Below are 20,333 nucleotides of genomic sequence, written 5' to 3'. Positions count from 1 at the left end.
TCAGACCGGGCCGGAGCCGAGCAATACCAGCGCGGCGCGCGTGAGTGTGGGCGCCAACGCGGGTAGCTCTTGCGGCCCGGATTCGATGAGGGTGGCCCTGACCCGATCGTCGATGCCGCCGAGCAGCACATCGATCAGTCCGGGATCGGGTTCGGCGCGAACTTCGCCCGCGCGCACACCGATTCGCGCCGCCGCGACCATGCGGTAGCCGAACATGCGGTGCGTGCGGGCCCGGCGGGCGATGAGTCCCGGTCCGGCAGCGAGGGTTTCGATATGCAGCGCCCGCGCCGCGGCCGGTTCGGCGGCCAGGAACTCGAGATACGTCCGCAGCGTCGTGCGCACCAGTTCGACGAAGGTATCCGCGCCCGATTCGGCGACCACGCGGTCGAGCTCGCGGGTGATCACGTCCACCGCGAAATCGAATGCGGCGGTGAAGCATTCCTCTTTGCTCTCGAACAGCCCGTAGAACGTCCGCCGGGCCACCCGCGCCCGGCCGACGATATCGGTAATGGTGGTCGGGCCGTAACCCAACTCCGCGACCGCCTCCAATGCGGCGATATAGAGCCGCTCGCGCTGTGACGTCGCGACCTCGTCCCGGGTCAATCGATGCGGCCCCCGGGGCAGGCGTTCCGGAGAAGCGCTGGTCAACACGGTCATAATGTCGACGATTGTGCCACACCAGACACTTTCACCCAGATGTTCCGGCCAGGCGCGAGAGACCGGCTCAGCGCAGCGCGCTGCCCTCGAGCCACTGATCCCACGGCAGGCCCCAATCGCCGTTCTGCCAGACCTCGAGCGGTGCGCCGCCGGTATTGCGGACCTCGACGACATCGCCGGGAATCGCAAAGTTGAAGAACCACTGGGCATTCGTCAGGCTGAGGTTGAGGCAGCCGTGTGAGAGGTTCTGGCTGCCCTGCGCCCAGACGGTGGAATCGAGCTGGTGCAAATAGATTCCGTCGGTGCTGATGCGGGTGGCCCAGCCGATGGCCTCCTTGTAGCCGAGCCGGGAATTGACCGGCAGGCCATAGGTGGAGGAGTCCATGATCACCGGGTTGCCCTTGTCCATCACGGTGTAGATGCCCGGTTGGGTCCAGAAGCTGAGCGTCTTGCCCGCGATGACCTCACTGCCGCCCCTGCCCATCGAGGTCGGCATGGTGCGGATCAGATTCCCGTTCTCGAAGACCTGAACCTGTTTGGTGTTGTCGTCGGCGATGGAGACGTGCGACGGGCCGATGGTGAAGGTGGTCTTGCTGTCCTCCTGGCCGTACAGGCCGCCGCCGAGGTCCGCGCCGTAGATCTTGGCCGCGACGGTCACCTTGGTACCCGGTGCGTAGTACTGCTGCGGCCGCCAGTGCGCATTGCGCTTGTCGAGCCAGTACCAGGAACCCTCGACCGGCGGGTCGGTGGTCACCGAGAGCCGCTTCTCGGCAACAGCCTTATCGGGAACGTCCTCGTCGAAATGCGCGACGACGACGGTGCCGACGCCGAAGGTGCCGCCGTCGGCCAGCGGGGTGCCGCCGGTGGTGGTCAGATACACCTTGGTCTGGTTGTTCGGCGCGAGCGTGCTGAAGGTCGAGGTGGTCGGGCCGACGCGGCCGGTGATGGTGAGGCTTTCGGCGGAGATCGTGTAGGTGTGTCCGTAGCCGAGCGGTTCGGCGGGTTTCCAGGCCGTCTTGTCCGGGGTGTAGATGCCCTCGACCGACCGGCCCGCCTCATTGGTCAGGGTTACCGAGGTCAGCATGCCGTCGTTCGCGGTCACCACGACCGGCGCGAGCGGATCGACACCGTTGCCACCGTTCGGGGTGATGGCGATCGGGGGCGGCGGCGGCCCGGCCTGGGTGGTCGCCGCTTCCGGTTCGGCCGAACATCCGGCTGCTATCAGCGCCGTCACCAACGCAAAACCCGCAGTTGCTCTCCACCGGAAACGGCGACTCGACATGACTCTCCTGTGTTTCGCCGTGCGTTCCCTGCGGCGCACCTAACGACGTACTGGCCCCTGCCGTAGTTTACCGGCCATTTCGAGGTGACTTCTCCGCTAAAGATGTGACCTGCGCCGATACGCGGATCAGTTGACGCACGGCACAGAGCTGCCGATCGTGGTCGCGACCGGCTTACCGGCATCGGGCGTCGGCTGGGCGGAGGAGGTGGCTTTGGCGGAGGTGGTCGGGGTCGCGCTGGAGGTCGGCGTGAGTTCGGCGGGCATGGTGAAGTCGCTGGCGATGACGACGGTGATATGACCCGCTTCGACATTCGGCGATGCCGTGGCGGTGAGGCCGAGAGTATCGGCGAGTTGGGTGGCATCGGCCTCCGCGCCGAGACCATAGGTGATCGTGGTGGTCGCACCGTCGGTTCGCGTGCCATTGCCCACGATGCCCTGCGGATAGCCGCGCTTGGTGAGTGCGCTGGAGAGCTGGGCGGCCCGGCCGGGGTAACCGCTCGCATTCTGGACATCGACGGTGCTGGTCGGGGTGTGCACCGGTGTCGTCGGCGCGGCCTCGATGCCGAAGGCGGCCCGCACTTCCTTCTTGATGGCCGCCGGATCGACGATATTGACGTCCTGACCGTCGATATTGTCGTAGCGCAGCACCGGCAGGGTCCGGAATTCGACCGAGATCGAGCCCGCCGCGCCGAGGTCGCGGGCGAAATCGAGCAGATTCCAGCCGTCGGACAGCACGATATCGCGGTGCGCCACATCCATCAGGCCGGAGAGCTTGCCGAAATTGGTCAGGGTGCCGGTTTCCTTCAACGATTTGGCGACCGAGGTCAGGAAGGCCTGCTGGCGGTGGGTTCGGTCGAGGTCGCCGTTCTCCAGCCCGTGCCGCTGGCGCACGAACGACAGCGCGTTCGCGGCGTCCAGGTGCTGCGGGCCCGCGGGGAAGACCGCGCCGGAGTAGTAGCTGTCGTCGACCGCGTGATCGAGGCAGACGTCGACGCCGCCGAGCTTGTCCGCCAGGTCGTAGAAGCCGACGAGCGAGATCTCGGCGAAGCGGTCGATGGGGACGCCGACCAGGTTGCGCACGGTCTGCACGATCGATGCGCGGCCCGCCTCACGGCCCGCGCGCTCGAGGGCGACCTTGTCCTTTTGGCCCGAATTCTCCAGTTTGGTCTCGGTGGCGGCCTTTTTCAGCCCGTAGGCCTCCTTGATCTTGGCGTGGTCGTAGCCGGGGATGCCGGAGACCGCGACATAGTCGTCGCGCGGAATGGAGAAGGCGACGATCTTGTGCATATCCGCGGGAATATGCAGCAGAATCAGCGAATTCGCGTTGTATCCCCCGTTTTCGCCGTCGCCCGCGTGCAGCTGGTCCAGGATATCCTTCGGCAGATCCTTGCCGTCGAGGTCCTTGCGGGTGTCCAGGCCGATCAGCAGGATATTGAGGTCGCCGCCGAGGGAACGCGGCGCGTCCTTGCCGATCGCATCGGTATGGGTGAAGCCATTGTCGAATTCGGTCTTGGCCGACCAGGCGAATCCGGTGCCGGAGAGCACGGCGAGGGCGGCCAGCGAGACCAGGACGCGCATCGCCATCTTCGCCGCGCGGCGGCCGCGGTGTCGCTTGGGGGCCGCGTGCCGACGCCGGGCACGGCGCGCGCTCGGCCCGATCTTGGGCAGTTCGACGGTGTCGTCATCCATGGCGCCCGACTCGGTCCCGGATCATTTTCGCCGCCTCAACTCTCGTCTCGACTCATTCGACACAGCGCACGTCCGGGATTACCCGCTACCGACCAGTTGTCACGCTCAACGTTCCCAGTGATACCGGTTGCACCCGGCGCAGGCAAGAATCGGACATTGTGACCTGCGCAGATTCGTGTCTAGGGTCATAGTCATGACTGGTCGCTCACTTCTCGTCCTAGGTGCCGGTCCCGGCGTCGGACTATCCGTTGGCCGCCTTTTCGCGCGTGACGGATATACAGTCGTACTGGCCTGCCGCTCGGCCGAGGAGGCCGAGCCATTGGCGCGGGAACTGCGGGCGGAGGGGTTTGCCGCCGAGGGGGTCGGAGTGGATCTGGCCGATCCCGCCGATATCACCCGCATCGTGACCCAGGTGGGTGAGCGGCATGGTCGGATCGATGTACTGCACTTCAACCCGAGCATTTTCCGGGAGGCGGATCCGTTGACGCTGACCGTCGCGGAGTTGATCGAGGATTTCACCATCGGTGCCGCGGCGCTGCTGCCCGCGGTACAGGCCGCGCGGCCGTTCTTCGCCGATGGCGCGCGCGTGCTGGTCACCGGCAGTGCGGCGGCGGACAGGCCCTGGAATCAGGCCGCATCGCTCGGCGTGCAGAAGGCAGCGGTGCGCAATCTGGTCACCAGCCTGGACACCACCTTGGCCCCCGAGGGCCATCGCGCGGTCGCGGTGCAGATCAATGGCGTACTCGGCGAGGGCGCGTTCACCAGGGATCGGGTGGCCCAGGCGTTGCACGCGGCCGCCATCCGCGCCCCCGAAGACTGGACGCCGCACGTCGCCTACGAGGGCTGAGGTGATGTGACGCGCCGACCTGCGACTCACCCGCTCGGAATGCTGCTTCGAACCGAACGGTCTCTATTCCGGTATTCCCGTTCGCACCGGTGATCATCGGCCGAGCGGGCCGTGGCGAGGGAGGACGATGTATGCGGCAGTTCGCGGTAACGGCGGGGTTGGTAGTTGCACTCGTGATCTCGGTGCTGCCGAGTCTCGCGGCGTCCTCCGCCCAACCGGTTCCGGTGCCTACCGCATTGCTGCAGGCCGGGCTCGATGATCTGATCCGCTCGGCCGCCGTTCCGGGTGCGCAGCTGGTCTTGACCGCCGATGGCGAGCAGTACCAGGTCAACAGCGGCGTGGGCGATCTCGCGACGGGCGCGGCATTCCCGGATGCCGCGCAGGTTCGGATCGCCAGCAATACCAAGACATTCGTGGCGACAGTGGTGCTGCAATTGGTGGGGGAGGGGCGTGTCGAGCTCGACGCTCCGATCGAGCGGTACCTGCCCGGTGTCGTGCACGCTCCCGGCGGCGACGGGAACCTGATCACCGTTCGAAATCTGCTGCAGCACACCAGCGGCCTTCCGGACTATCTGTCCCGATTGGATCTGAACTCCCCCGAGGCGTTGCAGCAGTACCAGACCGCGGACCAGCTGATCCGGCTCGCCATGGACGCGCCCGCGCAGTTCCCTCCCGGCTCGGGCGTCAGCTACTCCAATACCGACTACCTGGTGGCCGGGAAGTTGATCGAGCAGGTCACCGGGCAGCCGGTAGGCGCCGAGGTGACCAGGCGCATTCTGGTGCCGCTGGAATTGCACGACACCTACTGGCCCGCATTCCCGCAGGAGACCGTGATCCGCGGCCCGCACCCGCGCAGCTATCAGGTCTTCAACGGCGCCCGGGTCGACATCACCGATATCGACCCCGGCTGGGGTCTCGCCGATGGCGCGATGGTCTCCACGGGCGCCGATCTGAACCGCTTCTTCGAGACACTGATCACCGGCGGACTGCTTGCCCCAGCGGAGCTCGCCGAGATGATGCGCACGGTGCCGAGCCGGAATCCACTGTTCGGCGATGATGTCGGCCTCGGTTTGTTCCACCGCACCAATCGGTGTGGCGTCGATGTGTGGGGCCACGGCGGTGCCATGGACGGCTTCTTCGTTTTCGGCGGCTACACCCCCGCCCGCTCGATCACCGTCAGCCTCAACCAACTCCCACCGTTGTTCGGCTTGGCGCACCAGCTGGCCATGGATCAGTTGGTGGACGACGCCATCTGCAGGTAGCTGCGGACGGTTGCGGTGCCCGGTCGTCCGCGCACCCTTCAGCAGTCCCCGCCGAATTGCCCTATCGCGCAACGTGGATCGGGCCAGCCGTGTACACCGCTGGGCACGGCGGGCCGAACCCTGGCCTCGCATTCGGCCAGCGACCGGGTGTGGCCGAACCGATCTCGGTCTACTTCGGCTGTTCCGCGGCCGTCGGCGCGGGTTGGGTGGTCGTCGGCTTATCCGCGAACCGGGTGGTGCCGTCCGGGGCCAACATCGTGTTGACGAAATCCACGCCAGCGGCCACCAGCGTTGGTCCACCCACGACAATCGTTCCGATGATCCCGCCGACCGTCGCACCGGTAGTGAGTCCGCCGATGCAGCCCGCGGCGATGGTGACGACGCAGCCGATGACCGCGCCGATGGCGGTGCCGACGAAGCTGCCGATCGCCGTGGCCAGACCGAACTGACTGGCGAATTCATTGCGGGCGCGCTGGTTCTCGACCGTCGACGCCACCGGTTTGACGGCCAGCGGTTGGGTGATGTCGAGCCCCGCGGGCTTCTGCGGCGCCAGCTCGAGTACCGTGCCGTCCTTCTTCAGCACCGGCTCGACCGGGATTTCGGTTTCGGCGATCCGGAACTGCAGCGGCAGTGTCACCACGACGTGGCCGTTGGTATCCGCGAGATCGACCACATCGACCACGTCGGCGATATCGGCGGCCTTACCGTCCTTATCGACCAGCGTGCCGTTCTTATCGGCCAGCCGCCCGTCGCCGCCCGCCGCGAGCTCACTGCTCGTGGTCTTGGACAGGGTGAAGGTGCCGCCGCGCACGCTGGCGACGACGGTTTTCTCGACCAGTTTGACCGAGTAGGTGATGTCCTGCCGCGCGGGCGCGGTGTCCGGCTCGGCATACGAGACTCCGGCGCCCAGGGTCACGGCACCGATGACAAGGATCGCCGCCGCAGTGCTATCGCAAAGCTTCATTCGGTATTCCATTCCGCCATCAGGATTTTCGCCTCCGCGCCTCCCGCGCGCAGGCTCGACTCTCCCCACGTTCGAGGTGGTCTCCGCGCAATGTACTCATATGCGCGGCAAGGAGGTCGAGGGGAGCCTAGCCGAGCCTGCGGCGTGAGGCGAGCAGATTGGAAACGAACCCGACTTCGGGCTACGCCACGGTTACTTCCTCCGGCGCGTCGACCTGTGGCGCGGGGCGGGTGCGCAGCAGAGCCAGCCCCAGCAACGCGGCGGCAATGCTGAAACCCGCACTGATCCACGCACCGGTCGACATGGCCGCGGTGAACGCCTCCTTGGCCGGTTCGGTGTAGCCGAGTTGGAAAGCGGCGCCGATGGATTCACGCGCGGCATCGGGTGCGTCCGCGGGCATGTGCGAGGTGAACACACCGGCCAGCACACTGCCGAGAATCGCGATACTGATCGCCATGCCGACCTGCTGCAGGGTGTCGTTCATCGCCGAACCCACGCCCGCGTGCTCGAGCGGAATGGCGCTCATGATCGCGGCATAGGCGGCCGGACCCGCCAGACCACCGCCGACCCCCATGACCAGCATGCTGGCCAGGACCGCGAGGTACCCGGAACCGAGGGCCAGAATGCCGAAGGCCACACCCATGACCAACAGGCCCGCGACGATGAGCGTCTTATTGCTCAGTTTCTTGCCCAGTGTCGCGCCGAGGCCGTTGCACACCGCCGCCGCCACCGCGTACGGCAACAGCGCCAAGCCCGCCTTCATCGGGCCATAGCCGAGCACGAACTGCAGGTACTGGGTCAGCATCAGCATGAGCGCGCCCATCCCGAACACCATCAGCAGCAGTGTGCAGCAGGTGCCGGTGAAATCGCGATTGCGGAAGACCGCCAGCGGCAGCATGGGATGTGCGGACCTGCTCTCCCACACCACGAAGGCCAGTCCGGTGACGACGGCGAGGCCGATCATCGGAATGTTCCACTCACGCTCGATGATCACATAGACCGTCGAGCACAGCGCGATGATGGACAGCAGCACGCCGACCAGGTCGACCGGTCGCTGCTCACCTGTCGTTTCCGGCATCAACACCAGTGCGGCGACGATCGCGAGCACCGCGACCGGGATATTGAGCAGAAATACCGAACCCCACCAATAGTGCTGCAGCAGAAAGCCGCCCAGCGTGGGTCCGAGCACGATGCCGACCATCGAGACGGTGGACCAACCCGCCATTGCCTTGCGCCGCTCGTCCTCGGCGAAGGTGGTCATCAGGATGGACAGCGTCGATGGCATCAGCAGCGAACCGCCGACACCCATCAGGGCGCGGGCCGCGACCACCTGCCATGGCTCGGTGGCCAGCACGGCCGCCAGCGAGGCCACGCCGAACAGAGCCAGACCGACGATCAGCATGCGGCGCCGTCCGAACCGGTCCGACAGGCTGCCCGCGGTGAGCAGCAGTCCGGCGAAGACGAGCACATAGGCGTCGAGGATCCACTGGACATCCGATGGGGTCGCATCGAGTTCGCGGATCAGGGACGGGATGGCGATATTGAGCACGGTGCCGTCGATCATCAGCACCAGCAAGGACAGACAGAGGACCCCCAGAATCCACCAGCGGCGAGGATCTCGTACAACGTTCGGTTCCACTCGAACACTGTACGATGGAATCGCACAATGTGCGAGAGAATTATGCTGAGCCCGTGACCAAGCAGGAGTTCTCCTCGGTGTGGACCCGCGCGCCGCGCCAGCCGAAGGCGGCGGGACTGCGCCGCGACCAGATCGTCGCCGCCGCGATCGAGCTCTTGGACGCCGAGGGCCTGGGCGCTCTCAGCATGCGCAAGCTCGGTGCCAAGCTCGACGCGGGCGCGACCAGTCTCTACTGGCATGTCGCGAACAAGGACGAATTACTCGAGCTCGCCATGGACGAGATCTGGGGTATGGTGCGCCCCCCGGATCCCGAGCACACCTCGTGGCGGGAGGTGGTGACCACCTTCGCCTACAACTTGCGGCGGACCATGCTCGACCATCCGTGGGTGGCCACCTTGATCGGCTCCTTGCCGAGCGTCGGACCGAATGCCTTCGAACTCAGCGATCGGCTGCGCCGCACCTTTGTGGGGGCCGGTTTCGCCGGTCTGGACATCTACCTCGCGAGCGGCACCGTGACCAGTTATGTACTCGGCCAGGTCATTCCGGAGATCACCGCCGCGAAGGCATTCGGCGAGGAGGGTTTCGACCCCGAAGTGGTGCTCGACGTCATGGACACGGTGGCCTCCGACTATCCGGAGATGCTCGCGGACTATCGGGCCACCATGCCCACCGATCAGCAGACCGCGCGCGCGATGGCATTCGACTTCGGGCTGATCTGTGTCATGGACGGACTGGAATCGCGACTGCGCCAGCCGCACAAGTGATCTCGCTAGGCGTGATCGCTGAGATGCCACCTGCCGAGCTGACCGGGGGTGTAACCCTGGTCACGCAGGGGCGTGCCGCAGGTCGGAATCCGGGAGATGGCGTGCTGACCGACCTTCCGGCCGTCGGCATTACCCGGTCCGATGCGAGTGCAGCACGGTCGGCATCGCGCCACGCGATGGCGGGCCGGCATTGGGCACGGTGTAGTGGGTGGAATAGATCGCGGACCGACTCGGTTCCATTGGTTGCCACATCCACCAAATTGATGGCAGACTTGCCGCGGCGGAGGCGTTACGCGCCGACCTCCTGGTGCGGCGACGCGCCAATCGGTAAGGACCACAACCGAATAGCGATCTGACATCATGTAATTGAATTCTCAACTACCTGAGGAGACTCCATGTCGACCACCACCGCCAAGGCACTGACCGCGGGCACCTGGGTTATCGATCCCGCCCACTCCAACCTGGGCTTCACCGTGCGTCACCTGATGGTGAGCAAGGTCCGCGGCCGCTTCGCCGACTTCTCCGGCAAGCTGGTCATCAATGAGGACGGCACCGCCTCCGCGGAGGCCGAGATCCGGGTCGACTCGGTGACCACCGATAACGAGCAGCGCGACGCCCACCTGCGCACCGCGGACTTCTTCCACGCCGCCGACTTCCCGGTAGCCACCTTCAAGTCGACCGGATTCCGCGTCAACGGCGACGATTTCGTCGTCGACGGCGACTTCACCATCCGCGGCACCACCCGCCCGGTCTCCCTCGATGTCGAATTCCTCGGCGTCAACCCCGGCATGGGCCAGGGCCCCGTCGCCGGCTTCGAGGCCAAAACCGTCATCAACCGCCGCGACTTCGGCATCACCATCGACATGCCCCTCCCCGACGGCGGCGCCGTAATCGGCGACAAAATCACCCTCACCCTCGAAATCGAAGTAGCCCTCCAATCCTGACCCCACTCGGTCGAGTGATCACCGTGCGCTGGTGCAGGTAGACGTCGAGTACCTACCTGCACCAGCGCATTCTCGATGGATGGGCCTACCCTGGGTGCGTGGTCGCTGTGGGTTCCTCTTCGGGTGGGGGTGTTGAGGGGCTTTGTGGGGTGTTGGCGGGGCGGCGGGTGGCTGTTTTGACGGGGGCGGGGGTTTCGACTGATAGTGGGATTCCGGATTATCGGGGGGCTTCGTCGCCGGTTCGGACTCCTATGACGTATCAGCAGTTCGTGGGGGATGCGGGGTTCCGGCGGCGGTATTGGGCGCGTAACCATATCGGGTGGCGGGCCATGGATGGGGCGCGGCCGAATGCGGCGCATCGGGCGTTGGCGCGGCTGGAGCGTTCGGGTGTTGTCAGCGGTTTGATCACGCAGAATGTCGATCTGCTGCATACGAAGGCGGGGCATCGTCGCGTCATCGATCTGCACGGAACCTATGCGCGGGTTCGGTGTCTCGGTTGTGCGGCGCTCATCTCGCGGATGACACTGGCCGAGCGGTTGGAGGGGGCGAATCCCGGTTTCGCGGCATCGGCGACGGCCACCGGGGTGGAGGTCGCGCCCGATGCGGATGCGGTGGTCGCCGATACCGAGAATTTCCGGATGGTGGACTGTGCGCGCTGCGGCGGCATGCTCAAGCCGGACATCGTGTATTTCGGTGAGAACGTGCCCAGGGAACGCGTTGCCGCGTCGTTCGAGGTGGTCGACGCGGCGGACGCCCTCTTGGTGGCGGGCTCCTCGCTGACAGTGATGTCCGGGTTGCGTTTCGTTCGCCACGCGGCGAAACAGGGCAAGCCCATCGCCATCGTCAACCGCGGCCGGACCCGAGGCGACGATCTCGCCACGCTCACCGTGGATGCCGGATGCGCGAGCGCGCTGACAACCCTGGCCGACACCCTGGAAACAACAACCCTGTTCACCTGAGGGCTGCCGAGGGGCGAGGTCTTGGCTGCTACCGCACCTCGACAAAGGCATAAGCCTGGGCTGGAACCGCAGTCGGCCTCCGTGTAGCGGTGCGCCAAGTGCTCGGTGCGGGGCGGAATCCGGTCGGATCAGCCGAAGTGGCAGACGTAGTGCAGGGTCGAGAGAACCTCTATCTCGAATGAGCTGTTGCCGGGGACGTTGAAGGATTCGCCGCCGCGGTAGCTGGTGGCTTCGGTTTCTCCGGCGAGGGTGACCTTGCACTCGCCGTCGATCAGTTCCATGATCTCGGGCGCGACGGTGTTGAACGTCAGGGTCGACGGCTGGATCACGCCGACCGACTTCGAGGTGCCATCGGCGAGACCGATGCTGTAGCTCACGCATTTGCCGTCGAAGTACACATTGGCCTTCTTGGCCACGCTGACGTTCTCGAACTGCGCCATGATCTCTTTCCCGAGGTGGTGGAGGTGGAGCCGTCAGCGTACGTGACCCGGGTCGACCGCCCGGACGGCCGGGCATCGAGTGCGTTAGCGTCGCTGGCATGCGGCTTCACGTGGGATGTGCGATGTGGACGCACGCGGCATGGCAGGAACAGCAGCCGGCGCCGGGGGAGCGATTGCGGCACTACGCCTCGTGGTGCACTGCGGTGGAAGGCAATACGACGTTCTATGCGACGCCGACGCGCAATACGGTGCAGTCCTGGGCGAAGCAGACCGGCTCCGACTTCCGATTCGTCATCAAACTGCCCAAGCCGATCACGCACGAGCGCAGGCTGCACGGTGCGGACGCCGAACTGCGGACCTTCCTGGACGCGATGGAGCCGCTCGGCCCGCGCATCCATGCGCTGTGGGTGCAACTGCCCGGCTCATTCGGCCCGACCGACCTCGGGACGCTGGCCGGATTCCTGCGCACACTGCCCGATTCGTATCGGTCGGCGGTCGAGGTCCGGCATCCGGCATTTTTCGAAAATGAGAGCGCCGCAAAGCAATTGGAACATGTGCTGGCGCGCGTCGGCGCCGAATGGGTGCCCTTCGACACCGTAACGCTTTTCGACGGTCCAGCCGAAAGTGCCGCGGAGGCCGAGGCGCGGGCGAAGAAGCCGCGGGTGCCGCGCCGCATCCGAGCACTCACCGAATTCCCGATCGTGCGCTATCACGGCCGCGATTCGACCGAGCGGACGGTCGCGGGCTGGCAGCCGTGGCTCGATACCGTCACCGCATGGTTGTGTGAGGGTCGTTCACCGACGGTCTTCATCCACACCCCGGACAATGCCTCATCCCTGCACCTCGCCCGTCGCTTCCACGATGAGGTCGGCATGCGCCTGCCCGAACTCGAGCCGCTGCCCGAACCCATCCCGACCGAGCCGATGACCTTGTTCTGAATATCTCGAATAAATAACAATGCCGACTGCTAGCTCGGTTAGAATGGAGGTGTGTTGCCGCCCTAGTGCCGAGCGCGCCGATGGAGGAACCGATGAGCCAAGCCACCGCGCAGACCACTCCAGTCACCCTGCGCGGCGGGGCGGGCACACTTGCCGCCTGGGAATCCATCCCACCGCATGACGTCGAAACGCGCGGCACGGTGCTATTGGTTCCCGGCTTCACCGGCTCCAAGGAAGATTTCGAGGCCATGCTGCCGATGCTGGCCGCGGCCGGATTTCGGTGCGTCGCTTACGATCAGCGCGGTCAATGGCAGTCGGACGGTCCCGACGAGGTATCCGGATACGGCATGGCCGACTTCGCCGCTGACCTGATCCTGGTCGTCGACCAGATCTCGGACGATACGATCCACCTGGTAGGCCACTCATTCGGCGGCTATGTCGCGCGCGCCGCCCTGGTCACCCAGCCGAACCGCTTCCGCAGCCTCACGCTGTTGGCATCCGGTCCTTCCTTGACCTCCGACATCAACTTCACCCCGCCGCAATTGGTCGCTCGGCTCATCGAAAGCGGTGGCCAGCAAGCGCTTTGGGAACAGACGAACCAGAGTCTGGCCAACCTGATCCCGCCCGCCAAACTCGAATTCCTGCACGATCGGATGTTCGCGACCAAGAAGGCGAACATGATCGGCATCATGCGCGTCATGGAAGGCTCGACCGATGACACGGCGGCCCTGCGCGCTACCGCCCTCCCGATCCTCATCGCGTACGGCAACTCCGGTGACGTGTGGCCCCCGAGCGTGCACGAGCGCTACGCGGAGGAATTGGACGCTCGCACAGCGGTTTACGATGGTGTCGGCCACCTCCCCAATGAGGAACGCCCGTCCCGCGTCTGCGCAGATCTGGTCGCGTTCTGGAACGATTCCCGGTGACGTTCGAACTCGACCGGACCGAATGCGGCGTTGGCCGGGCGGCCATGGGCCTGATCATGCCGGTGATCTTCAGAATCCTGGGCGGCGGCAAGCGTATGCGCGAGATCTGCGACCACCACATCACCTGGGCGCTAGCTGTCTGAGAAGGCGCCTGCTAGCGTGCAGGCATGCAGGATAGCGTGACGGTTCGAATGGCAGCACCCGCCGAGAAGATCTGGGAGCTGGTCAGCGATATCACGAATACCGGGAAGTTCTCACCGGAGACCTTCGAGACCGAATGGCTCGGCGGGGCAACGGCTCCCGCTGTCGGCGTCAAGTTCCGCGGGCACGTCAACCGCAATGGCTGGGGCATGAAGTATTGGACCGTCTGCCGCATCGTCGCATGCGAGCCGGGCCGCGAGTTCGCGTTCACCGTGCTCGGCCCGCGCGGTATGTCGGTCAATACCTGGCGCTACCGTTTCGAGCCCGTTGAGGGCGGCACCGATGTGACCGAATCGTTCCAGCTCAACAATAAGAACCTCCCGCTGCGCCTCTACTGGCTGATCGCCGGACGTGCCCGCGGCAAAACCAACCGCAACGGCATGCGCGAAACCCTCGAGCGCATCAAGGCATACGTCGAGGGCTGACCGAGATCAGGTGGCGGCCAGCTCCACCTGATCTTGATTCTGCCCCGCGGCGGGTTCAGTGGCCGCGGGCGATCCAATCGGCGAGCGCGGGCTTTTCGGTGCCGATGGTGGTGCCGTCGCCATGGCCGGTGTAGACCTTGGTGTCCTCGGGAAGGGTCAACAGCCGGTCCCGGATGGAGTCGATGATGGTGCCGAAGTCCGAGAACGAGCGACCGGTGGCTCCGGGGCCGCCGTTGAACAGGGTGTCACCTGTGAAGAGAGCGGTGGCCCCGGGCAGGTGCAGTGAGACCGAGCCGGGTGAGTGGCCCGGGGTGTGCAGGACTTCGATATCGGTGCCCGCCACGGTGATTCGCTGGGTGTCGGCCAATGACTCGTATCCGATATCGGGGTGGGTCATGCGCCACAGCGGATCGTCGGCGGGGTGCAACAGGATCGGGGCGTCGAGCCGTTCGGCGAGTTCCGGCGCGGCGGTGATGTGGTCGTTGTGACCGTGCGTGCAGACGATAGCGCGCACATGGCGGCTTCCGACCGCATCGATGATCGCGTCGGCGTCGTGCGCCGCGTCCACGATGACGACCTCGGTGTCATCGCCGATCAGCCAGACATTGTTGTCCACCGCCCAGGTGCCGCCGTCCAGCGAGAAGGTGCCGGAAGTGACGACCCGGTCGATGCGCAGGCTCACCAGACCACCACCGAGCGCAGCACCTCACCGGCATGCATTGCGGAGAAGGCCTTTTCGACCTGGTCCAGGGCGATGCGCTCGGTGACGAAGCGCTCCAATGGCAGGCGGCCCTGCAGGTACAGGTCGACCAGCATCGGGAAGTCGCGTTCGGGCAGGCAGTCGCCGTACCAGGAGGATTTCAGCGCGCCGCCGTGGGAGAACAGGTCGATCAGCGGCATATCGATGGTCATATCCGGGGTCGGGACGCCGACCAGCACCACGGTCCCCGCCAGGTCGCGGCCGTAGAAGGCCTGCTTCCAGGTTTCGGGGCGGCCGACCGCGTCGATGACCACATCCGCGCCGAAACCGTCGGTGAATTCCTGGATCTGCTCGACGACATCGGCACTGGTCGCATCGATCGTGTGGGTCGCGCCGAATTCGGTCGCCCACTCGAGCTTTTGCGGGTCGCGGTCGACGGCGATAATGGTCCGCGCACCGGCCAGACGGGCACCCGCGATGGCGGCATCGCCGACACCGCCGCAGCCGATGACCGCGATCGTATCGCCGCGCGAGACATTTCCGGTGTTCATCGCGGCGCCGATACCGGCCATCACGCCGCAGCCGAGCAGTCCGGCGACGGCCGGGTCGGCGGCCGGATCGACCTTGGTGCACTGACCTTCGTGCACCAGCGTCTTATCCGCGAACGCGCCGATGCCGAGGGCGGGGCTGAGTTCGGTGCCGTCGGTGAGGGTCATCTTCTTGCTGGCATTGTGGCTGGCGAAGCAGTACCACGGGCGGCCGCGCTTACACGCGCGACATTCGCCGCAGACCGCGCGCCAGTTCAGGATGACGAAATCACCCGCGACGACGTGGGTTACCGCGGCACCGACGGTCTCCACGATGCCCGCGGCCTCGTGTCCGAGCAGGAAGGGAAATTCGTCGTTGATGCCGCCCTCGCGATAGTGCAGATCGGTGTGGCACACCCCGCAGGACTGGATGCGCACGACCACATCGTGCGGCCCGGGATCCGGAATCACGATATCGACGATCTCGACCGGTGCGCCCTTGCTACGGGCGATCACGCCACGCACGGTTTCGGACACGAATCCTCCTAGATAGCGATTGGCGCCGCAGTTGCCTTGCGGCTGATCTCGGCCTTGCTCACGGTGCTCTGTGCCGCCGCATCCTTGATAGCAGCCGGATCGCGGCCTTCGGCCTAGATCACCGTACGTTCGAGTGTCATATGGGTACGGTTTCATATATGCGGAAGGCGGGCGGTGCGATCGGTGCACGCGTGGTGCGCAATCGTCGGGAATGCCGAGATCCCTCATATCCGAGCCCGGGAGAACGACCGTGGACTACTACGATCTTGGAACATACGCCCGGCCGGTAACGACCTCGTCGGCCGCCGCGCAGCTGTGGTTCGATCGCGGGCTGATCTGGGCATATGCCTTCAACCATGAGGAGGCGGTGCGCTGTTTCGAGCGGGCTGCGCAGCTGGATCCGGGGTGCGCGATGGCCGCTTGGGGCGTGGCGTATGCGCTGGGGCCGAACTACAACAAGCCGTGGGAGTTCTTCGACGAGACGGAGTTGGCCGCTACGGTCGCGCGGACGCATGACGCGACCCGCAAGGCCGCCGAACTCGGCGGTTCGGCGGTCGAGCGTGCGCTGATCGGGGCATTGGCCGCACGGTATCCGGCGAAGGTGCCCGAGGGTGACAGGTCGGTCTGGAATGCCGAGTACGCCGCGGCCATGCGCGGAGTCTACGAGCGGTTTCCGGATGATCTCGATGTCGCGACGCTGTTCGCCGACGCGCTGATGAATCTGACGCCGTGGGCGCTGTGGGATCAGCGCAGCGGTGCGCCTGCCGACGGTGCCTGCACGCTGGAGGCCAAGGCCGTGCTGGAGCGGGCGTTGGGGACCGCCGAGGGGCGGGGGCATCCGGGCGCGCTGCATCTGTACATCCATTTGATGGAGATGTCGCCGACGCCGGAAGCCGCGCTGACGGTGGCGGATCGGCTGCGCGGTCTGGCACCCGATGCGGGTCACCTCGAGCACATGCCGTCGCATCTCGATGTGCTGTGCGGTGACTATCGTGCTGTTGTGGCCGCCAATTCGGCCGCGATCGCCGCGGACGAGAAGTACGTCCGCGTGGCGGGGGAGATCAACTTCTACACCCTCTACCGCGCACACAACTATCACTTCAAAATCTACGGCGCGATGTTCCTCGGCCAGTCCGAGGTGGCGCTGGACACCATTGCGCAGCTGGAGAATTCCATTCCGGAGGAGCTGCTGCGGGTGCAGTCGCCGCCGATGGCGGATTGGCTGGAGGGCTTCCTGTCGATGCGGGTCCACGCCTTCATCCGGTTCGGGAAGTGGGCCGAGATCATCGATCTGCCGTTGCCGAAAGACCAAGAGCTGTACTGCGTCACCGTCGCGATGCTGCATTACGCCAAGGGCCTCGCCTATTCCGCGACCGACCACATCGCCGACGCCGAGGAGCAGCAGCAGCATTTCCTCGCCGCCGTCGACCGAGTCCCGGAATCCCGGACCCTTTTCAACAACACCTGCCGCGATATCCTCGCGCTCGCCGCCGCCATGCTCGACGGTGAACTCCGCTACCGAAAGGGCAACTACGACAGCGCTTTCGAAGCCCTGCGCCGCGCCATCGACCTCGACGACAATCTGCCCTACGACGAACCGTGGGGCTGGATGCAGCCGACTCGGCACGCCTACGGTGCGCTACTGCTCGAACAGGGCCGCATTGCCGAGGCCGAGGCCGTCTACCGAGCCGATCTCGGACTCGATGACACCCTGCCGCGCGCCTGCCAACATCCGGGCAATGTCTGGAGCCTGCACGGTTATCACGAATGCCTGGTGCGCCTCGGCAAGACCGGCGAGGCCCGGATCATCGCCCAGCAGCTGAAATTGGCCGCGGCCGTGGCGGATGTGCCGATCGATGCCTCGTGCTTCTGCCGATTGTCCGCGATCGGTCACGCGGATTCGCACTGCTGCGGCGGGCACGAGTGAGTCAGGAGATATCGCCGAGCCCATTGCTGAGCACCGGCCACGAATCCTTCAGCGCGCGTTCCCAATAGCCCCAGGAATGGGTGCCGGTGGGTTCGAGGTCATAGGTGGCGGGAATGCCGAGCTGATCCAACCGGTCTCGCAGATTGCGCGTGCACCAGGCCGTTGATCCTTCGATAGCGCCGCCCATGGTCACCTGGAGTGGCAGTCCGCCCTCCGCCGGGCTCTGGGTGTGCGGATCGGTGGGATTGTCGTACGGCCCCGGTAATCCACTCCCCGCCGACAGGTACAAATTCAGCCCGCGCAGCCCCTCGGCATGCACATACGGATCATTGGCCGCCCACATCGGATCCTGCGGCGGCCCATACATATTCACCGGATCCCCGTGACCCTTCCGCACCGACATTTCGACGAACGCCTGTCCGATCGGATCACTGATCTGCGCGCACCCGCTGAACGCGCCGACGGACCGGTACCGCCCCGGACTCGAAATGGCCAGCGACAGTACCGATGTGCCGGATGTCGAGATCCCCGCAATGGCATTGCGCCCATTGGTCCCCAGCGCCGCATCGATCAACGGCGGCAATTCCCGAGTCAGATACGTCTGCCACTTGTTGACCCCCAACACCGGATCAACCGCGCGCCAATCGGCGTAGTAGCTGAACGCCCCGCCGATCGGCTGCACCACATTGACGTTCTTATCGCTGAAAAACCGCATGACATCGGTCTTCGTGGCCCACGTCGAACCATCGGTCCCACCATCGACCCCGGCCAGCAGATACACCGTCGGCCGTGCCGCACCGGTATCCGCGGGCCGCTGCACCTCCACCGAAAACTCCCGGCCCATCGCCCCCGAATAGACCGTCAACGTGAGACTCCGAGCATCACGAACATTGATCGCGGTAATCGTCGACCCATCCTCGGTCGTCACCGACTCCAACACCGAACCGTGGGCAATGATCGGGTCCGGTGCCGCGTTCGAACGAACTCCGGCCGCAACGGATCCACTCCCGAGCACGACCGCGGCGGCGATAACCGAGGCCAGTCGAAGACCGCCAACACCCATCGGCTCACAACCTCTCCCGAATCGGCCTTACTGAACCTCACGCGCGTTCCCGTATACAGCACACACGGTACCCACCACCGTTATACGCACAGGGGGCAGTGGAACCAGGTGGCTATGCCGGTCGGCGACTGTAACTACCGGCCGGCCCGCAGACCCGAGAAATCGCGGAGTACGACGTGATTACGGTCGGCGCAGCTGCCGAGCGCGTGATCGGGGTGCAGGCCGAGGTACTGGCGGCGGGTCCGGGTGCTCCAGCGGCGAGCGGATTCGGTGCGGGTCTTGTAGAAGTTGACCGTGTACCCGCCCTCGTAGAGGCGCAGCAGGCTGTAGCCGCCCGGATATTCCTTGGTGGCCGCGACTTCCAGGAATTCGACGTCGACACCGGAGTCGGGACGGTTGCGGCGATTGCGGTGGGTGTGCCCGCAGTGGTGCAGGAATACGCCCGGGGTGTCGCGATAGAGCTTGTGCAGGGCGGCGGCATTCGTGCGGTCCAGGACGAATCCGGGGCCACCGGGATTGCTCACCGCCGCATGGGAAGTCACCGGATGGTGGCCGAAGACCAGGGTGGGCCGGTCGGGGTCGGCCGCGAGCAGTTCGCGTAGATGCGTCAATTGCGGTGCCACGATGGTGCCGCCGGATCCGCGCAGGCGGGTGGTGTCGAGGCCGATCATGCGCAGTTCGCCGACGCGATGCTCGACCAGCCGCTGGCGGGCGTGAAATACCTTGCCCCAGTGGTCGGTTCGGTGTTCATCCGGCTTGTCGTGGTTACCCCGGCAGACGAAGTAGTCGCGGCCGAGGACACCCCACTCGTCGAGCCGCTCGCGCACGCCGAGGCACTGTTCGAGGGTGCCGGTATCGGTGAGATCGCCCGCGACGATCAGCCGATCGGCCGCGCGGTCGGGTCGGCGCAGATCATCGAGCAAAGCCCTCAGCATGAAGTCCGGATAGTGCTCGGTATCGTGGCGCAGACCCGTGGGCAGCCCGGCCACGACCAGGCCGCTGCTGGCTTCCCCGTAGTGCACATCGTTGGCGAGTGCGATGGTGTGCAGCAGCCGTCCCGGCGGCGGGGTAGCGGTGGTGAATGTTCCAGTGGATTCCGGTGTTCCGGCGCGGCGGGTCACCAGGGTGCGGGCGGGGACGACGCGGCGTCCGTTCGAATAGGCCTCGAACCGGTAGGTGCGGCCGGGCTCGAGTCCGTCGAGCTCCGCGTAGTGGTAGGCGGTCGGCCGGGAGTCCAGGTAGTGCGGCTGTGCCGAGAAGCGACCGTCGACGGGTGCGATCCTGACCTCGGTATCGGCGGACACCGGCCGGGGTCGCCCAGAGCGGTCGCGGGCGCGCGTGGTCCAGGTCAGGATCGCCGAGCGATCGGTCACCGTGACCACCTCGAGATCAGTGGCCACCATCGAATCCCGACGCACCCGAACGGAATCGGCGACTCTCGGGTGAGCGTAGAGCGGGGTTCGCACGGTGACCGCCGCCGCGCCCGCTGCCACATTCGCCAGCCACAGGGTTCGAAGTCGCGGATCGAGCATGGTGATCTCCGTTCGCCTCTGCCACCGACGGTACGGTTGCCGGTTGAACGCTCGGGTCCGCGCACATGACAGGTCGGCTTCCGGTATCGAACATTCGAGCGGTATCGCCG

20 protein-coding genes are annotated in these 20,333 nt (G+C 65.8%); 10 read left to right on the top strand and 10 right to left on the bottom strand.

From position 1 onward, the window contains the following. The 3 genes from ACQP2D_RS36540 to ACQP2D_RS36530 all read right to left on the bottom strand — a co-directional run bounded on the left by ACQP2D_RS36540 (nucleotide 1) and on the right by ACQP2D_RS36530 (nucleotide 3,628). Nucleotides 1-657, bottom strand: a complete 657-nt coding sequence (locus ACQP2D_RS36540; RefSeq protein WP_433680483.1) for a TetR/AcrR family transcriptional regulator — start codon at nucleotides 655-657, stop codon at nucleotides 1-3. A gap of 67 nt (nucleotides 658-724) precedes the next feature. Beyond that, nucleotides 725-1,939 carry a L,D-transpeptidase gene (locus ACQP2D_RS36535; RefSeq protein WP_433680482.1) on the bottom strand — a complete coding sequence of 405 codons (1,215 nt, stop codon included), beginning with the start codon at nucleotides 1,937-1,939 and terminating at the stop codon, nucleotides 725-727. Between the two features lie 126 nt (nucleotides 1,940-2,065). Next, complete coding sequence (locus ACQP2D_RS36530; protein ID WP_433680481.1) at nucleotides 2,066-3,628, bottom strand: LCP family protein; 1,563 nt, start codon at nucleotides 3,626-3,628, stop codon at nucleotides 2,066-2,068. Between the two features lie 193 nt (nucleotides 3,629-3,821). Between ACQP2D_RS36530 and ACQP2D_RS36525 the strand changes: the two genes are divergently transcribed. Continuing rightward, nucleotides 3,822-4,475 (top strand): SDR family NAD(P)-dependent oxidoreductase, encoded by a 654-nt coding sequence (locus ACQP2D_RS36525; protein ID WP_433680480.1) that lies wholly within the window; start codon nucleotides 3,822-3,824, stop codon nucleotides 4,473-4,475. A 131-nt stretch (nucleotides 4,476-4,606) separates the two neighbouring features. Next, nucleotides 4,607-5,737: a serine hydrolase domain-containing protein gene (locus ACQP2D_RS36520; protein WP_433680479.1), complete on the top strand. Its 1,131-nt coding sequence runs from the start codon at nucleotides 4,607-4,609 to the stop codon at nucleotides 5,735-5,737. A 169-nt stretch (nucleotides 5,738-5,906) separates the two neighbouring features. On the opposite strand, the gene ACQP2D_RS36515 is transcribed toward ACQP2D_RS36520, so the two are convergent. Then, nucleotides 5,907-6,701, bottom strand: a complete 795-nt coding sequence (locus tag ACQP2D_RS36515; RefSeq protein WP_433680478.1) for a hypothetical protein — start codon at nucleotides 6,699-6,701, stop codon at nucleotides 5,907-5,909. 181 nt (nucleotides 6,702-6,882) lie between these two features. Continuing rightward, nucleotides 6,883-8,340, bottom strand: a complete 1,458-nt coding sequence (locus ACQP2D_RS36510; RefSeq protein ID WP_433680477.1) for an MFS transporter — start codon at nucleotides 8,338-8,340, stop codon at nucleotides 6,883-6,885. Between the two features lie 53 nt (nucleotides 8,341-8,393). On the opposite strand from ACQP2D_RS36510, the gene ACQP2D_RS36505 reads away from it, so the two are divergent. The 3 genes from ACQP2D_RS36505 to ACQP2D_RS36495 all read left to right on the top strand — a co-directional run bounded on the left by ACQP2D_RS36505 (nucleotide 8,394) and on the right by ACQP2D_RS36495 (nucleotide 11,007). Continuing rightward, the gene (locus ACQP2D_RS36505) at nucleotides 8,394-9,104 is read left to right on the top strand and encodes a TetR/AcrR family transcriptional regulator (RefSeq protein WP_433680476.1); all 711 of its coding nucleotides are present in this window, start codon (nucleotides 8,394-8,396) and stop codon (nucleotides 9,102-9,104) included. Between the two features lie 395 nt (nucleotides 9,105-9,499). Then, nucleotides 9,500-10,048, top strand: coding sequence for a YceI family protein (locus tag ACQP2D_RS36500; RefSeq protein WP_433680475.1), 549 nt, complete (start codon nucleotides 9,500-9,502; stop codon nucleotides 10,046-10,048). A gap of 107 nt (nucleotides 10,049-10,155) precedes the next feature. Beyond that, complete coding sequence (locus ACQP2D_RS36495) at nucleotides 10,156-11,007, top strand: NAD-dependent protein deacetylase (protein WP_433685870.1); 852 nt, start codon at nucleotides 10,156-10,158, stop codon at nucleotides 11,005-11,007. 128 nt (nucleotides 11,008-11,135) lie between these two features. Here the strand turns inward: ACQP2D_RS36495 and ACQP2D_RS36490 are convergent, their stop codons facing one another. Then, entirely contained in the window at nucleotides 11,136-11,447 is a 312-nt protein-coding gene (locus ACQP2D_RS36490; protein WP_433680474.1) for a pyrimidine/purine nucleoside phosphorylase, read from the bottom strand. Between the two features lie 98 nt (nucleotides 11,448-11,545). Between ACQP2D_RS36490 and ACQP2D_RS36485 the strand changes: the two genes are divergently transcribed. The 4 genes from ACQP2D_RS36485 (at nucleotide 11,546) to ACQP2D_RS36470 (ending at nucleotide 13,937) form a co-directional block, all read left to right on the top strand. After that, nucleotides 11,546-12,385, top strand: a complete 840-nt coding sequence (locus ACQP2D_RS36485) for a DUF72 domain-containing protein (RefSeq protein ID WP_433680473.1) — start codon at nucleotides 11,546-11,548, stop codon at nucleotides 12,383-12,385. A gap of 92 nt (nucleotides 12,386-12,477) precedes the next feature. Continuing rightward, the gene (locus tag ACQP2D_RS36480; RefSeq protein ID WP_433680472.1) at nucleotides 12,478-13,311 is read left to right on the top strand and encodes an alpha/beta fold hydrolase; all 834 of its coding nucleotides are present in this window, start codon (nucleotides 12,478-12,480) and stop codon (nucleotides 13,309-13,311) included. Further along, nucleotides 13,308-13,454, top strand: coding sequence for a hypothetical protein (locus ACQP2D_RS36475; protein ID WP_433680471.1), 147 nt, complete (start codon nucleotides 13,308-13,310; stop codon nucleotides 13,452-13,454). Before ACQP2D_RS36480 ends, ACQP2D_RS36475 begins: the two co-directional genes overlap by 4 nt. A gap of 24 nt (nucleotides 13,455-13,478) precedes the next feature. Then, a complete protein-coding gene (locus tag ACQP2D_RS36470; protein ID WP_433680470.1) occupies nucleotides 13,479-13,937 on the top strand; it encodes an SRPBCC family protein in 459 nt (152 codons plus the stop codon). A 55-nt stretch (nucleotides 13,938-13,992) separates the two neighbouring features. On the opposite strand, the gene ACQP2D_RS36465 is transcribed toward ACQP2D_RS36470, so the two are convergent. Further along, entirely contained in the window at nucleotides 13,993-14,619 is a 627-nt protein-coding gene (locus ACQP2D_RS36465) for an MBL fold metallo-hydrolase (protein ID WP_433680469.1), read from the bottom strand. Next, on the bottom strand, nucleotides 14,616-15,701 hold the full coding sequence (locus ACQP2D_RS36460; RefSeq protein ID WP_433680468.1) for an S-(hydroxymethyl)mycothiol dehydrogenase: 1,086 nt from the start codon (nucleotides 15,699-15,701) through the stop codon (nucleotides 14,616-14,618). The genes ACQP2D_RS36465 and ACQP2D_RS36460 overlap by 4 nt, the downstream gene beginning before the upstream one ends. Nucleotides 15,702-15,912: 211 nt before the next feature. Between ACQP2D_RS36460 and ACQP2D_RS36455 the strand changes: the two genes are divergently transcribed. After that, a complete protein-coding gene (locus ACQP2D_RS36455) occupies nucleotides 15,913-17,628 on the top strand; it encodes a tetratricopeptide repeat protein (protein ID WP_433680467.1) in 1,716 nt (571 codons plus the stop codon). Between the two features lies 1 nt (nucleotide 17,629). Here the strand turns inward: ACQP2D_RS36455 and ACQP2D_RS36450 are convergent, their stop codons facing one another. Both ACQP2D_RS36450 and ACQP2D_RS36445 read right to left on the bottom strand, forming a co-directional pair. Next, nucleotides 17,630-18,691, bottom strand: a complete 1,062-nt coding sequence (locus ACQP2D_RS36450; RefSeq protein ID WP_433680466.1) for an alpha/beta hydrolase — start codon at nucleotides 18,689-18,691, stop codon at nucleotides 17,630-17,632. A 134-nt stretch (nucleotides 18,692-18,825) separates the two neighbouring features. Further along, nucleotides 18,826-20,223, bottom strand: a complete 1,398-nt coding sequence (locus ACQP2D_RS36445) for a metallophosphoesterase (RefSeq protein ID WP_433680465.1) — start codon at nucleotides 20,221-20,223, stop codon at nucleotides 18,826-18,828. Between the last annotated feature and the right edge of the window lie 110 nt (nucleotides 20,224-20,333).

It is taken from the genome of Nocardia sp. CA-119907 (genome assembly GCF_050955995.1).
Taxonomy (GTDB): domain Bacteria; phylum Actinomycetota; class Actinomycetes; order Mycobacteriales; family Mycobacteriaceae; genus Nocardia.
The sequence above is the reverse complement of the archived record's forward strand: the minus strand, read 5'-3'. Positions and strand labels throughout refer to the sequence as shown.

Coding starts and splice junctions, on each gene's coding strand:
- ACQP2D_RS36445 (WP_433680465.1), bottom strand. CDS start 20,223: ATGCTCGATCCGCGACTTCGAACCCTGTGGCTGGCGAATGTGGCAGCG.
- ACQP2D_RS36515 (WP_433680478.1), bottom strand. CDS start 6,701: ATGAAGCTTTGCGATAGCACTGCGGCGGCGATCCTTGTCATCGGTGCC.
- ACQP2D_RS36530 (WP_433680481.1), bottom strand. CDS start 3,628: ATGGATGACGACACCGTCGAACTGCCCAAGATCGGGCCGAGCGCGCGC.
- ACQP2D_RS36490 (WP_433680474.1), bottom strand. CDS start 11,447: ATGGCGCAGTTCGAGAACGTCAGCGTGGCCAAGAAGGCCAATGTGTAC.
- ACQP2D_RS36485 (WP_433680473.1), top strand. CDS start 11,546: ATGCGGCTTCACGTGGGATGTGCGATGTGGACGCACGCGGCATGGCAG.
- ACQP2D_RS36455 (WP_433680467.1), top strand. CDS start 15,913: ATGCCGAGATCCCTCATATCCGAGCCCGGGAGAACGACCGTGGACTAC.
- ACQP2D_RS36450 (WP_433680466.1), bottom strand. CDS start 18,691: ATGGGTGTTGGCGGTCTTCGACTGGCCTCGGTTATCGCCGCCGCGGTC.
- ACQP2D_RS36540 (WP_433680483.1), bottom strand. CDS start 657: ATGACCGTGTTGACCAGCGCTTCTCCGGAACGCCTGCCCCGGGGGCCG.
- ACQP2D_RS36535 (WP_433680482.1), bottom strand. CDS start 1,939: ATGTCGAGTCGCCGTTTCCGGTGGAGAGCAACTGCGGGTTTTGCGTTG.
- ACQP2D_RS36470 (WP_433680470.1), top strand. CDS start 13,479: ATGCAGGATAGCGTGACGGTTCGAATGGCAGCACCCGCCGAGAAGATC.
- ACQP2D_RS36480 (WP_433680472.1), top strand. CDS start 12,478: ATGAGCCAAGCCACCGCGCAGACCACTCCAGTCACCCTGCGCGGCGGG.
- ACQP2D_RS36520 (WP_433680479.1), top strand. CDS start 4,607: ATGCGGCAGTTCGCGGTAACGGCGGGGTTGGTAGTTGCACTCGTGATC.
- ACQP2D_RS36500 (WP_433680475.1), top strand. CDS start 9,500: ATGTCGACCACCACCGCCAAGGCACTGACCGCGGGCACCTGGGTTATC.
- ACQP2D_RS36525 (WP_433680480.1), top strand. CDS start 3,822: ATGACTGGTCGCTCACTTCTCGTCCTAGGTGCCGGTCCCGGCGTCGGA.